This is a genomic window from Methanosarcina sp. UBA411, from assembly GCF_002495725.1.
Classification (GTDB): domain Archaea; phylum Halobacteriota; class Methanosarcinia; order Methanosarcinales; family Methanosarcinaceae; genus Methanosarcina.
In genome coordinates this window covers 6,362-20,799 of record NZ_DAGK01000001.1, presented here as the reverse complement: position 1 = coordinate 20,799, position 14,438 = coordinate 6,362, and the positions used below count along the sequence as shown (strand labels likewise).

The 14,438-nt window shown below is 39.9% G+C and carries 12 protein-coding genes; 2 read left to right on the top strand and 10 right to left on the bottom strand.

All coding sequences use genetic code 11. From position 1 onward, the window contains the following. The 8 genes from BP861_RS00075 to BP861_RS00040 form a co-directional block, all read right to left on the bottom strand. The coding region (locus BP861_RS00075; RefSeq protein ID WP_292371462.1) for a ribosome assembly factor SBDS at nt 1-566 on the bottom strand (566 nt) is incomplete at its 3' end. Between the two features lie 81 nt (nt 567-647). Continuing rightward, nucleotides 648-1,397 (bottom strand): archaeal proteasome endopeptidase complex subunit alpha, encoded by a 750-nt coding sequence (psmA, locus tag BP861_RS00070; RefSeq protein WP_292371361.1) that lies wholly within the window; start codon nt 1,395-1,397, stop codon nt 648-650. Between the two features lie 854 nt (nt 1,398-2,251). Next, complete coding sequence (locus BP861_RS00065; RefSeq protein WP_292371460.1) at nt 2,252-2,635, bottom strand: Rpp14/Pop5 family protein; 384 nt, start codon at nt 2,633-2,635, stop codon at nt 2,252-2,254. After that, entirely contained in the window at nt 2,632-3,351 is a 720-nt protein-coding gene (rnp3, locus tag BP861_RS00060) for a ribonuclease P protein component 3 (RefSeq protein WP_292371359.1), read from the bottom strand. The genes BP861_RS00065 and rnp3 overlap by 4 nt, the downstream gene beginning before the upstream one ends. Further along, a complete protein-coding gene (locus tag BP861_RS00055) occupies nt 3,344-3,787 on the bottom strand; it encodes an RNA-binding protein (RefSeq protein ID WP_292371357.1) in 444 nt (147 codons plus the stop codon). The genes rnp3 and BP861_RS00055 overlap by 8 nt, the downstream gene beginning before the upstream one ends. Then, complete coding sequence (locus tag BP861_RS00050) at nt 3,784-4,374, bottom strand: 50S ribosomal protein L15e (protein ID WP_292371356.1); 591 nt, start codon at nt 4,372-4,374, stop codon at nt 3,784-3,786. The genes BP861_RS00055 and BP861_RS00050 overlap by 4 nt, the downstream gene beginning before the upstream one ends. A gap of 277 nt (nt 4,375-4,651) precedes the next feature. Beyond that, nucleotides 4,652-5,245 (bottom strand): UPF0228 family protein, encoded by a 594-nt coding sequence (locus BP861_RS00045; RefSeq protein WP_292371355.1) that lies wholly within the window; start codon nt 5,243-5,245, stop codon nt 4,652-4,654. A 504-nt stretch (nt 5,246-5,749) separates the two neighbouring features. Next, on the bottom strand, nt 5,750-6,241 hold the full coding sequence (locus BP861_RS00040; RefSeq protein WP_292371353.1) for an NADH-quinone oxidoreductase subunit B family protein: 492 nt from the start codon (nt 6,239-6,241) through the stop codon (nt 5,750-5,752). 692 nt (nt 6,242-6,933) lie between these two features. Here BP861_RS00040 and BP861_RS00035 point away from each other — a divergent pair. Continuing rightward, a complete protein-coding gene (locus tag BP861_RS00035; protein ID WP_292371352.1) occupies nt 6,934-8,724 on the top strand; it encodes a DUF2207 domain-containing protein in 1,791 nt (596 codons plus the stop codon). Between the two features lie 87 nt (nt 8,725-8,811). Next, entirely contained in the window at nt 8,812-11,550 is a 2,739-nt protein-coding gene (locus BP861_RS00030; protein ID WP_292371351.1) for a DEAD/DEAH box helicase, read from the top strand. A gap of 371 nt (nt 11,551-11,921) precedes the next feature. Here the strand turns inward: BP861_RS00030 and BP861_RS00025 are convergent, their stop codons facing one another. Next, a complete protein-coding gene (locus BP861_RS00025; protein ID WP_292371350.1) occupies nt 11,922-12,662 on the bottom strand; it encodes a hypothetical protein in 741 nt (246 codons plus the stop codon). A gap of 160 nt (nt 12,663-12,822) precedes the next feature. Further along, complete coding sequence (locus BP861_RS00020; protein ID WP_292371349.1) at nt 12,823-13,938, bottom strand: S1 family peptidase; 1,116 nt, start codon at nt 13,936-13,938, stop codon at nt 12,823-12,825. Nucleotides 13,939-14,438: the final 500 nt, after the last annotated feature.

Here is a 14,438-nt window from a genome sequence, read left to right as displayed (position 1 = left end):
GTAATGCTTCCTATCTTGGAAATATCTCCGTATGCTTTGGGAGCATATTCGGGAGGGATTTTCACAGCAATACTGATCTCTTCAAAGCGTATAGGTATAAGCGGGCGAATGGCTTTCATTGTGATATTGACCAGCTGATCCACGCTTTTTAAGGGGTCTATATGCACCTTTGCCTCTTCCATCGCCTTTTCTATCCTTGCGGGAGGATGAGGTGCTTTTGTCTGGGGGTTTATTGCATTCCTGGAAATGGTATAGATAACTTTTTTCTTTTTTTCCTCAAGCATGCGTTTTCTCTGTTCAGCAGTGAGCTGAAGCTCCCCGCTTTTCAGGATCACGGCAGCAATCTTGAAGGGATCCGTTGTCTCAAAAGTGTTGAGAATATCGGATTCTGCTGCTCGGTCCCCTCGGTTTGCGTCTTCGAAGATAGTTTCAACCGCCAGAATATCTTCAAGGCTTACGTCTTCTCCTCGCTTGTAGGCCAGAGCTCCTTCGGGCTCGACCAGGACTTCGAAGTGTTTGCTGCCTCTTTTAAGCCGAGCAGTCACTGCCTCGTCCAGGGACACCATTTTCAAATACCTTCTCCAAAATATAATAATTTTGAGAATCCAAAGATTCTCTGAGTACTCACTTTCAAATATATATAGATTTTATTCTTTGTGTTCAGGTTCCCTGTGTTTCTCAAGGATCTTCTGAACATAATTTTCAACTTCTTCAGGAACTAATTTCCTGAATTTCTTATCCTGAAGCGACACAACACCCACCTCAAGAGTAGAGGCATCGAACTTGCCTTCGGCAGCTCTATAGAGTGCGTCCATACCTAGAAGGATAGCTGCATCAATATTCATATCTTCCTTGTATTCAGCTTCAAAAACCTCAACGACCGCGCTTCTGCCTGCGCCTATGGCTGTTGCCTTGTATTCCAGAAGAGCACCGCTCGGGTCAGTCTCAAAGAGCCTGGGAAGATTGTCGTCCACGCCTGCAATCAGAAGTGCAGTCCCGTATGGCCGAACTCCGCCGTACTGAGTGTAAGTTTGCTTGTGGTCGCAGATTTTCTTGGAGATAACCTCCACACCTATGGGTTCATCATAAGAAACTCTATTGACTTGCGCTTCTACACGGGCTCTGTCAACAAGAGAGCGGGCATCTGCCACAAGCCCTGAAGTTGCAGCTCCTATGTGGTCGTCAATCTGGAAAATTTTTTCGATTGATTCGGCTTCTACAAGCCTGCTGGTTATTCGCTTGTCAACGAGCAGCACTACCCCATCAGCTGCCTTAATTCCTACGGCTGTTGTTCCCCTCTTGACCGCTTCGCGGGCATATTCTACCTGAAAAAGTCTTCCATCAGGGCTGAAAACCGTAATTGCCCTATCATAGCCCATCTGTGGTGCCATCTGCATATTCCGTATCTCCCTTAATTTCTATCTTATTTTGTTTTCATTTTCCCGGCAAGAAACCGGTCTTTCTTCCTTTAAGGATCTCTATCCGCAGGCTCGTCAGCTAAATCACTGCCTTACCCAAAAAGGCTTTGGTCAGTAAATATGAACTGATGCGCGTCTATCCCGAAGATTCAGGAGCTTAAAGTCCCCGACCCAGCACTCAGGCAAGGAAACCGACTTTTGATTTCTTATAACGTATTTCTTCCTTATTAGAGTTTTTAACCTTTTATTCGGAGCTTTCAATCCTGAGAGATTTTTTCGAACGAAACCTGCTGAAAATACTTCATTACAGGGAATTCAAAGGCATTTCTACCCTGTAAAGTACTTTTCAAGGATCTGGATTCTCGTACACGAGAACCCTTTTAATGTTCTTAAGGTTTAGTTCCAATGTTAACTAAGTCGTTAATAAAGTGTATTTACTCAGTTATAATGCTTGTGAGACCCGGAATTTTCCGGTGCTTAAAGCCAGATTTTGAGATCTTTATAGAAAGATTTTAGTTTACACCGATTCACCCTACCAGGGTTCGATCTGCTTTTTATTCAGACCTACAATAGTCCTGATTTAATTTCTGGACCAGCTATATTTCTGTCAATAATCCTTTGCCAATAAATATTATGCTTGTTACACTAATATACTCATTAATATACTCATTCATCATAGTATATATTAGACAGCGTCCTGACAGTTTACTAAATGGTTTTCTGACAGCCTAAAAGTTGAAAATTTTCAACCCTGGCACAAAAGCCAGTAACCAGAAAAACTATATAATTATCCCAAACTCAGAATTTAACTTTCCTGAATCCTGCTCAGCTTATCATTCTTCAGCTGTTTTGGATTTTATATTGATTTCGGACTCAAAGGTAGTACGATTTTGAAGAAATTTCTCGGTTGCCCTTTTAACCGTGCCTGAAATTCCAAGTATATGCAAAGTTGCCCTTTTTCCGTTGATCCTTGTGAGAGTTGCCAGAGAAGCTCTCGTTTCTTTTACTTTTGTATGAGAACACTGGATAATACCTTTTGAGTCTTCGAACCCAAGCACTTTGATATCACATTCACTGGTAGTGATATCTCCAAGCAAGGAAGAAGCCGTGTACATGACCTCTTTGATCAGATCACTCCTGCTGACTGGTGCCTCGGAAATCAACTCAAAGGCCAAATAACGCTTTTTCGCACGAAGCGAAGGAAGCAGGCGTTTCAAAAGCAATCTCCCTCCTCAAGCACTTCAATACCTTCTCTAATATAGCCTGGACCAGGGCGGCTTCTTGAAATAATTTTTTCGGGCACAGTAGTGATGGCTTCAAGGGCTTCGTCTTCTTCAAGCCCGCAAATCTCAGCCAGAGCAAGAGTCTCCATAGGAGAGCGAAGATCAAAACAGGACATTGCATCGCTCGAAAGAAGAAGGGAAACATCGTACTTTCTGGCAAGGTCAAGGTTTGCTCTTAGATCCGACAACAGACGAACTCGTCTTGGGCCTCTTGAATGAAGGAGTGGTCTCAGGGTCAGGCCGATTGCAACATCATTTTCAGCCGCAGCCTTTGCAAGCACTTGGTTTAATCCGTTACTCTTATCAAAAGCTGGATGGTTCAGGATATCTACCCTCGGATTTTCCAGTGCAGCCCTGTTGATAGTTTCGGAACCTCCGTGCACTATTAAGACATCCACGGATTTCCGGAATTTTCCTATAAGCCCATGAAGTTTCGAAGGGTTTTCCTCCACAAGTTCGATACCCCTAAAAACCTCAAATTCATTAGTGGTGGGTAATACAGGCTGTGATTGAGGAAGTTTATCAGAATGATTTGCAAGCGCAATCCCGCTGTACCCTAAATGTCTGGCAAGGGTAGAAAGTTGCTCAATCGTGTTCTCCCCATCAGGCACTGCATGAACGCAAAAATCGTAGAATTTCGGTTTACCCAAACAATTCCTCCACAATAGCTCCGGCTTTTTCCCGGTTCTTCGGATAGGTCTCGATTTTGACTTTTGCAGTGATCGCATCCGAAGAATTAGTCAGCTTTACCTGCTGCAGGTATGCAGCCTGCTTGTCAAAGCGGAGATGGAAGACCTGGTTGTCGTCCAGCCTTTCAGGCATTTCTTCCCTGAGCCTTACTACGTCTTTTTCAGAAAATCTTTCCCGAACAAAATGGGCAAAACTCAGACAGTCTGCCTTTTTTTTAAGCTGCACGCTCAAGATGGTAATGGGATTTCCATGGTGCCCTTCAGCCTGGATCTCTTCAATCAGTTTGCTTCCTTCCCGGACGCCGGCACCGGATAAAAAAAAGTCCAGAGCCGCACGGACTCTGGATACGTCTTCGGTTGCGTGGGCGATCACACGCAGTATTATGTGATGAATCACTTGCCTCGACTCTGATGTGCACGGATACTCGGTCTGGTCTTTTCAGTACCTTTTCCGCGTGTAGACATGCCTCTGCCCTTCCGGCCGGCACTGGTCTTACCCCTTGCGGCTCTGTCCCTGATAGACGGGTCGCATACCCAGTTCAGGTTCTTGTCGCTCTTTATTACAGGGTGGTGGGGGTCTACAAGAATGACTTCATACCACTTGTTCTTTCCGTCCTCCCCTACCCAATAGGAGTTCAGGACTTCGAGGTTCGGGTATTTGCGGTCTGCACGTGCTTCAGCAATTCTCTGAATGCTCATGCCGCCTGTGATCTTGTTTACTCCCATTTTCTGGGTCCTTCTTCCACGGTTGAACCTTGTTTTACCAAGTCCTCCGCGGCGTACCTTTACCCTGGCAACGACAATACCCTGCTTGGCTTTGTATCCAAGGGAGCGTGCCTTGTCGATTCTTGTGGGTCTTTCGATTCTGGTCACGGATCCCTGCTTTCTCCAGACCTGCATGCGCTCCCAGCGTAGCTCGTTCACGTAAGTCTCACCAGGGGTTTTCCATGCATCACGTACGTATGTATAAAAAGATTTTACCAATTTAAACACCAAGTTTCACTTTTGTTTCACGGTTCAGCCCTGCCTGCAGGACTACATTCCAACGGGACCTAATCCCGAAAATGAAACATGCGATAAACTGAACCATCTGATTTAAAGCTTTGCCTGTTCACAAGCTGATTAAAAGTTAAAGAGTTTGGGCAAAGATAAAAGAGAGGAAATAAATTAAAGAAGAGAAAACAAAGTAAGAGTAAGGCGAAATATACAAAAAATATAAATGAGTTATAAGCAGTATCAAGATTGTCGCTCAAACGTAAAACTACTGATCACATATGTAGTCAATATCTACAGAAAAAATACTTTCGTTCATTTCAAGCTTATTTTTTGTTCTGATTGCGTCTTCTTCTGGAATCCAATATCTGGATCCATCCGGCTTTTCAAAACGAACAAGGCACTCGACGAACTTTTCCACTTGAATGTTGTATTTCTTCAGTATAGCAAGAAAATTTTCATCCTGGATCGCTTGTTCAGATACCGTAAATACGTAATCATTTCCTTTCCTGATTACATGAGCAGGAGAAGATGTAATCCAGTCTTTTTTCTCTTCTTTCATCCCTTTACTAATTTCACGCCTTATATCCCAATTGTCTTTGTCTAATATTATGTAGTATTTGTCCTCCATATAATCAGTATTGTACTTTATGCTATAGTTCATAGTAAGGTTGTAGCTTTCAAGAATAGTTTTAACTTCCGATTCGGAAACTCCGTCTTCAAATTCGATAAAGAAACCAGCTACTTTTAGTTCTTTAACTGGCGTTTTCGTATCAACTGGTGTTTTCATAAATGTTCCCGCAAATACTGTGAGAATTAAAAAAATAATCAAAATAGAGAGTTCCTTATTGATTTTGCTCATACCAACCACCGCAAAAAGATGAGTAACTTTAGTTCCTCGTATTACACTTCAAGTTTCAGCATCATATCAAGTTTCGGCATCATAAGTTCCTAGACTTACAGAATTCAGGCGAACCTGGAAATCTATTCAAACTCTATAAATTTTTAGCTGTTAATTCCTTATACTCTTTCTCTATAAACTCTCAATGTATATTATTTTCACACTCGTTTGAGTTACAGATTTACAAAAATCATCCAGTTTTAGAGAGTTTATCCAAAGATAAAGAGAGTTCATCCCAGGGTAAAGAGAGTGCATGGTTAATCCGATTTTGCAGAACCTTTAATTCACTACCAAGAAAAGTTAGAAAAAAACTAAAAAACAATAACACGTGAAACAAAAAAACAATACGAATGGAACAAAAAGAGATACAGAAGATTATAAAAATGAAGCAGAACCGAATAAAAAGAAAAACACAAATGAACGGTTCTTATATAACTAAATCAAAAAGACTAAATCGCTTTTAATTCAACGTGGCGTGCCCAGGGAATCCCCCAGCGCCGGGATCTCTGTTTCTTTAAGTTTTACCTCTTCTCCTTTGATATTCCTTTTCTTTTTATCTTCCAGTATCGGAAGAGCCGCTGCGATTCCATCAAGTATGGCTTCAGGTCTCGGGCAACAGCCTGGAACATATATGTCTACAGGTATGACCTGATCCACTCCGCCTATTACATTATAGCAGCCGTGGAAAATTCCACCTGTGGATGCACAGGCGCCGACTGCTATAACAACTTTTGGATCTGGGATCTGGTTATAGATGTTTACAAGCACATTCACATTTTTATAATTTACCGCGCCTGTAACCACCATTATATCTGCTTGCTTGGGGGTACCGATGTTTAAAACACCAAATCTTTCAGCGTCATATATAGGAGTAAGACAAGCTATTACTTCAATATCACAGCCATTACAACTGTTACAATTTACGTGTATAATCCATGGAGATTTTGATAATGACATAAACATTTCTCTTTTACTTTATCTCATCTGAGCAATGTATAGAATTGCTTCATTTACCCTGCATTCCATAGTAGTTCTTTCAATATCATTTTTGAGACAGATTCAAATAATGTAAAACCAAACGGAGCGTAATAAAAATCTAATGCTATTAATTTTATATTAAGTTTTTATATATAAAATTGATTATAAAATGTAAGATTTCAAATCACTTTTTATAATTAGGAGAGATAAATTAGAAGATCGATTAGAACTTAATGGCATAATCTCTTTTTGAGGTCAGCCCAAAACCAATTTTATTCTCACACTACTAAGAGTTTTCAGGACTATTTTTCATGATATGGAGCTCGATTGATTCTCTACACGTTGATATTTAGAGAAACAGTTTTGATTTTTGGATGGGCTCATATCAATCTATTTGAGAAGATTGTATGATTATATGTTTCATTATATGTTTCACATACTTATAAAGAATATTTGCCCAACCTAAACTTTACATAAAACAGGAATCTGCGAGCCAGTTTGAACCTAAGTATTAAAAAGATTCTGGATAATATAATAATCTGGGAAATAATATAGGGTTGGGGGAAACTTGATTGGGGCTTTCGAATGGCTCTTGTAAAGCTGCCAGAGAGGCAAACATTAATTCGTTGTTATTTAAATCAATAATTCTTTTGCTGCTTTGTCTTTGCCTAGTGTCCTTAGCAAGTGCAAAATACTCACTTGAAGAAGCTGAGACAAATATAACTGTTAATGCAAAGGGTATAGCCCATGTTGAAGAATCGGTTTCATATGCATTTGATGGACATTACATTGATATTCATAGAGAACTCAAGGCGTTACCTGGAGAATCTATTCGGAATGTTGAGGCACAATGTTCAGATAAAGCGTGTACACTCAAAGTCGAAAGGATTCCAGAAGGATATATAGTAATAGGCAAGCTTCCAGATCCTACTCCAGAAAAGGTTACTCTTTTTGTTTCATACGATTGTTATGGTGTAGTAAAAGTTTACAGGGATGTCTCTGAATTTAGTTATAAGCTGTGGGGAGGAAAATGGGAGAAACCTCTGAAGAGCTTTAAAGGAAACGTTAAGCTTCCGATGAAAAACGAAAGTGAACTCAAATACTGGATTCATCCGGCTGCTTATACTCAAGAAGTGCATATAGAAGATAATGTAATTAGTTTAAGGACAGGCGCGATCCCTTCCACCCAATGGTATGAAATCAAAGCGATTTTCTCAAGAATTGAATCCCCCAATCCCAATTTTGTCCAGATAGACAATACCAAGGGACTCAAAGAAACATTAGCTGTTGAAAAAGTATATCAACAGAAAACCTTGATCTTAGACGACCTTTATAGGAAGACTGTTTTGTTTGCATTTTTTGTACTGGCATTTCCTCTTCTTATATACCTTAGATATGGAAGAGAAGAGAAAATAGATTACAAAGAGACGTATGAAAGAAAACCTCCTTCAGATGCAAAACCCGCAGTCGTTAATGCTATTATCAGTGGAAGAATGGGAATTTCTAAAATAGAAGGATTTACTGCTACATTTATGGATCTTGCTAACCGCAATTACATCTCTTTGCGAAATTTAAAACCCGAAGACACAGATTCATTAAGCACTCCAGAGCCCGAATCCAAAAACTTTATGATCGAACTTGTCAACGACGAGATATATTCGGAACCTAATGAAAACTTATTTGAGCTTGAAGATTTTGAAAAAGATGTGCTTTATTTATTAAAAGCTCATGCTTTTGAAAGAAATGTTTCTTGGGAAAAATTTAAAAAAGATCTTGAAAACGGAACGGATTTTTATCGATTTATAAATGCGTGGAATAGAAAAGTTGAAGCACACATTGAGTTTGATAAATTATTCCAATCAACAGGAAACAAATATATGAATTTCTTTTCCCGATCAATTCTATTAGCCGCAATTGTTTATTATATTCTAATTTCGGGAATTTTCCCTTCAAACGTGTTTCCTCTGGCCTCAAAGATAAATGTACTGACCAGTTTAATCGGGATTTTCGGTTTTGTCATGATAAGGTGCTCAGGCACATTCATAACGATATTTGGGCGCTGGACCCCTGAAGGAAACCTTTACTATAAACAATGGGACAATTTTAAAAAATATCTTACAGATCTTTCGGCTCTCAAAGAATATTCTCCTGAGTCAATAAAGATCTGGGATTCTTATGTAGTGTATGCAGCCTCTCTGGGAGTCGCAAAGGAAAATCTTCAAAATATGGCTCTGGTTGTCCCATCTGACCAGCTAGAAGAAAGTCACTTCTATCCCATAAGTTACAATTATAATAGATCTAATAGATCTGGCTATGATTCTTCTAGCTACAGTTGTGGGAACGTCTCGTCTTCATCCTATTCTGTAGATATAAATCTAGAAGATAATATAAATCGTTCTGGAGATCTAAATAGAGAGAACAATGTTAATGGCAGCTCTGGAGGTGGAGACGCTTCAAAATAAGATAGAGATAACCAAAAATAGGAACAAAAAAGCAAAATACTATAAAAATAACATTCCCCGGATAAAATAAAACGGTGCCGAAAAAAAATGGACATATCCCGCTTTCTAGATCAGATAAAAACTTCCAGCCGCTATGAAAATCAGATCGTTCATAATGAGAAAATTCCTGTAAGAGAAGCTCAGTATTCTCCTTTGGAGCTTAAACCTCAAGTAAAAGCAGCCCTTTCAGGCATCGGAATCGAAGATCTTTATGTTCATCAGGTAGAGGCCATAGAAAATATCCGGGAAGGAAAAGACATTGTACTCTGCACGACCACGGCAAGTGGTAAGTCCCTTACTTATATGATTCCTGTTTTTGAAACTATTCTTAATGAACCTAAAGCAACTGCCCTTTACATTTCTCCTTTAAACGCACTTGTAAATGACCAGTTAAAATCCTTTCTGGAATTTGAAAAGGCGCTGAAATCAGGTGCAGGCATAGCCCGTTATACAGGCGCTCTTTCAGAGGCAGAGAAGAGGAGGGTCAGAGAAGGGCAAACCAATGTTGTTTTGACAAACCCTGAAATGATTCACATGAGTTTTCTTGCCTGGCATCATCTATGGAGGCGTTTTTTCTCAAACCTTAAGTTCATAATCGTTGATGAGAGCCACTACTATCGGGGAGTTATAGGCAGCAATATGGCAAACCTGCTCAGGCGGCTTTTACGTGTGGCTGAGTATTACGGGGCGTCTCCACAATTTATCTGCTGTTCTGCAACCATAGGAAATCCGGAAGACCATACGGAAACTCTTATCGGACGAAAAGCCTCAATAATTGAGCATAATGGCTCTTTTCAGAGCAGCCAGCAATTCGTTTTCTGGAATCCTCCACTTTATCTGAATAATAAGGGATGTACACTCCGGAGAAGCAGCTTTTCTGAGGCTTCTTCGCTTTTTGCAAAGTCTGTTCAGGCAGGACTTCAGACCCTGGCCTTTACTCGGTCCAGGCAGGGAGTTGAGAGGATGTATAAAAGCTGCAGGGAGCTTTTGAGGAGTAGAAACCTCTCCCCTGCCATCTGTTCGTACAGGAGCGGCTATTTTGACAGGGAAAGGGAAGAAATCGAAAAGAAAATGAATTCAGGAGAACTTCGAGGGGTTATTTCCACAAATGCGCTTGAACTCGGGATAGATATAGGAGGACTTGATGCCTGTATTCTGGACGGCTACCCAGGTACAGTAATGAGTGCCAGGCAACAGGCAGGCAGGGCAGGCAGGAGTGGAAATGAAAGCCTTGTTGTCCTTGTTGCAGGTACAAACGCCCTTGATCAATATTACATGAGAAACCCTGCAGACTTTTTTACACGAAGCAGTGAAAATGCGGTGCTTAACCCCAAAAATCCATATATCCTTGCAGGGCACCTGCTCTGTGCCGCAAAAGAGATTCCTCTGCGGGAGTCCGATGAAAAATATTTCGGAAATGGGTATCCAAGAGTTGTGGAACTTCTGGAAGCCGAAGATCTGCTTGCAGGTAGCAACCTGAAGTATTCGACGAACCCGTTTCCGTACAAACACGTTTCGCTTCGGGGAATCGATAATAACACTTACTCGCTCCTTGCTTTTGAAGGAGAAAAACGCTTCCCCATAGAAAAAGACATTGAGGAAACGCTTGCCTTCAGGGAATGCCATCCCGGGGCGGTTTATATTCACAGGGGAGAATCCTATTACATAAACAGGATTGACCACGAAAAGAAGGAAATTCATGCTGTAAAGACACATGATACCTATTATACGAAACCCATGATTGATTCGTCTGTGCTTGTGCAGGAGACCTATGCGATAAAGCCGCTTTTACATGTGCCGGAAGTAGAAGTTGGGCTTGGGGAAGTCGAGGTAACGGACAGAGTTATAGGCTACAGGAAAATCCAGACTCAGAGCAATGATATAATGAGCGCTCACAACCTTGAGATGCCCCCTGTCAGCCTTCAGACAATGGCTCTGTGGCTCAAGCTTCCGGATAAACTTCAGGAACTTGTAGGAGAGCATAAACTTGATTTTGCAGGCGGGATCCATGCAATTGAGCACGCTATGATTTCAATGTACCCTCTTCACCTGCTTGTGGACAGGAGCGACGTAGGTGGAGTTTCCACTCCGTCTCATCCTGATCTCGGAGGCAAAAGCGGAATCTTCATTTATGACGGGCACAGGGGAGGAGTAGGATACGCTGAAAAAGGTTATGACCTAATTGAACAGGTGCTTGACGGCACCTTAAAAGCAATTGAAAGCTGCCCATGTGAAAACGGTTGCCCAAGTTGTATTCAGTCCCCAAAATGCGGAAACAATAACGAATCCCTAGATAAACATGCTGCAATTATGCTCCTGCACGAACTCCTCGGAAAAGATCCTTATGTTCCGCCGGAGAGAAAAGAAAAACACCTTTCCGAAGTCCGGGTTTCCAGGCCTGCTCCCGAAAAGAGAAATGCCGAAGACGCGCTGAGCAGGGTCAGACGCCAGCTCAGGCGGGAAGCCATAAAACAGGAAGTCTCAGTATCGCAGGAGAAAAAGGAAAGAACCTTTATTGCCACGGACGAAAATGGCGGAATGATCGGAGTAATCTCTGCTCCTGTTCCCGAAAAGGCTGCCGCAAAAACTTTTCACCAGAAACTACGAGGAAAAAAAGAACCTACAAGGGAGAAGCCTCTTGGAATCTGCATTCGAGACCTTGGAGCAGGCAATGATTATAACTTCAGACTTTGGATTGAAGTTTCAGAAAAAGAAGGATACGAAGCCAATGAAGAAAAAAATAACAAAAAGTTTGTGAAGAAACTGATTATCAGGAAAGTGAACTGAAAAAGTGAACTGAAAAAAGGAAACAGAACTGGCTATAAGGAAAATAAGTTGAGAAAAGAAAAAAACAGCACTGCCTGCCGAATTTACTTAAATAAGGCGAAAAAGTTTGTTGAGAGGGTTTGTTTTATCAAGTTTAAAATGTTGAAGGTTAAAAACATATCGATTTATCAGTTCAACCGTGTAAGTCCTAGTACAACAAAATAGTGACTTCCTCATTGATTTTGCTCAAAATCCATCGCCTAAAAAAATAAAGTGTTTTAGTACCTTAGAACATGTGCGGAGTTTCGATACATCAGGTTATCTTTACTTCGCGTTCCAGACATAGTAGGTAACAGATTATCATTTAGCGGTCTGGCAATCCAAGCCCTGTGTTACTTCTTGCTGAACTTCCACCCTCCATATAGGCAGGTCAAACCTCCCAATAAACTAAAGCCTGGAGTAGAGTTATTTTTGCTCGAATCGTTTTCACTTGAGCTATTTATGTTTGAAATATTTCCATTGTTATATTCAGAATCATCATTAGAATTACTAAGTCTTCCAGTATTTTTTTCTCTAGATATAGACAAATTTAGCGTTTCAGTAGCAACTGGCACAGGATTATCTTCATATACGAATACCACAGGGACTTCCTTAAGCCCCATCTGGCTTGCTTTTGAGTCAAAGATCTTATATATTTCGTCCATAAAAGGCTTTTCAACTTTCTCACTCTTGTTGATCCCTACCTTTAGAACACCATCAATGGTTACACCACATCCTGTTACTGGACCATTTGGATAGGAATACTTTGACATTTCATGGTCAAAATTTGCATTTATTTCTTCCATTATTTTGCCAAGAGTATCAATCCATTGGTCTCTCTCTTCCGAAGTTTCGAAAGCTGGTATACTTCCATATGCAGCAATAAAATCTGGATCACTTCTCAGTTTATCAAGAGTTTCCGGACCAAAGGTAAGTGGTAAACGTTGTGGAGTGTTATCTGCATTCTCAGAATTATTATTACTTGAATTTTCCACAATGCCATCTCCGTTTTGGGAACAAGAGCCTGAAACACAGTTCCCTAAAATATTTACTACAACAACACATAATAGAATATATGATATTTTTAAGCCCATGTAGCTTCCTCTTAATTCAATATTTCTTTGAATATGACTAGACTTTATTAAAAATAAAGGAATAGTTAGTATGGATCAGTTTTGAATAATGCATATTACGTTATTATGTTGCATTTTTTCCAAAAGTGAACTGTACTAACAAAGTTTTCTAACTGCACGCTTATGTTTTAAGAGGATATACACCTAAATCATTGTGTATCCCAGAAACTGGGGAAAATACCGAAGTCGAGTAGCCATTTGAAGAACGTGTTCCCACTCCTCCCCAGTGGATTCCCACAATCTTAGCACCGGTAGTACCACTTAAACTATATACAGGGGAACCGCTATCTCCACCGTCGCACCTATATGCTGCAATACATTGATTATATAAAGTTCGTCCAACACCGGAATTGTACCTGTATGTTCCTGTCTCAGTAACGTATCCATTTGTTCTTCCTGTTGTTATACCCGATTTAAAAACCATGTTTCCTACCGCGGGATCTCCATATGATACTACATTTTTTGTATGATCAGTATCATAATCATATATCACTGGTTTAACATTAGAACAAGGAACCCATGAGGCGTCTGCATGAGTGTTACTATATTTGGCTACTCTTCCTACTAAATTGGCACTCGTTGCAGTGGGTTGATATACATTGCTCCCAATAAATGGTGCAGCATGCTCAGCAATAACAAAACCTTTAGTTCCACTATCGGTTCTTGCAGCGAAACCAAGAGTTGATGTCGCAGAACCACCATTACCGTCTGAAACTATTTTTATGCCTCCAATTAAGGGTCTCCATGAGCTAGTACGACTGGTTGGTACAGGAAAATCTCCATATGAAATTACTAGTGGAATATTCTTTACGCCAATTTCTTGTCCATATTTAGAAAATAGATTATAGATTTCATTTTCTTTGGTTTTATCCAGTTCTTGTCCTTTTTCGATTACAACCTTAAGAACGCCATCAATAGTATAACCATAAGCTATAACGGAACCATTTGGATAGAAATGCTTTGATATTTCCTTATCATAATTTTTATTAGCTTTAGTATATGTTTTGTTAAGCTTATCAAGCCACTGTTGTCTCTCTTCCGAAGTTTCGAAAGCTGGTATACTTCCATATGCAGCAATAAAATTCGTATCCTTTTTCAGTTCATTAAGAGTTTCTGGACCAAAGGAAAGATCCTTTTTAGTCGCATTTTCTTGTGCACTTGCAGCTGGTATCAATGCAATACTAGCCAATAGCATTACTAATAAAAATATGCCTGTTCCACTTTTATTACACTTCATATTTTATACTCCTATTTAGCACCCAGGAGACAGAATCAGGTAAGCTTAAATATGCGCAAAGCTAACTTAATCGTGTCTCTTAGGGCATGTTTTATGGAGTTCGGGGTATCTCGGAAATTACTTTTGAACTCCATAAACTACTTATAATTAGTTTGTTATAAATCTTTGGGACAAAGTATGAAATTGTGCTACTTTTATTATTTTGAATCTGAGATAACTCACTAATCTTTGATTGTTCGAGTATTTATACAGAAAAAATATGTAGAATAATTATAGAATATAATGCCCCGACTCATATTCATAGATATTTATAAATAATAACCTTTGAACTTACAAAGTAATCAAAGTCATTACTTAATCTAATTGCAAAATTTAATTAATATCTCTCGATTACCATTTCGCCTTCAATTTCTGGTGTTTTTCAATTATTCCAGAAGTTATTTCAGTAGTTATTCCAGTATAAAAATAATCATTCTCTTTTGAAGATATTCATTCTTTTT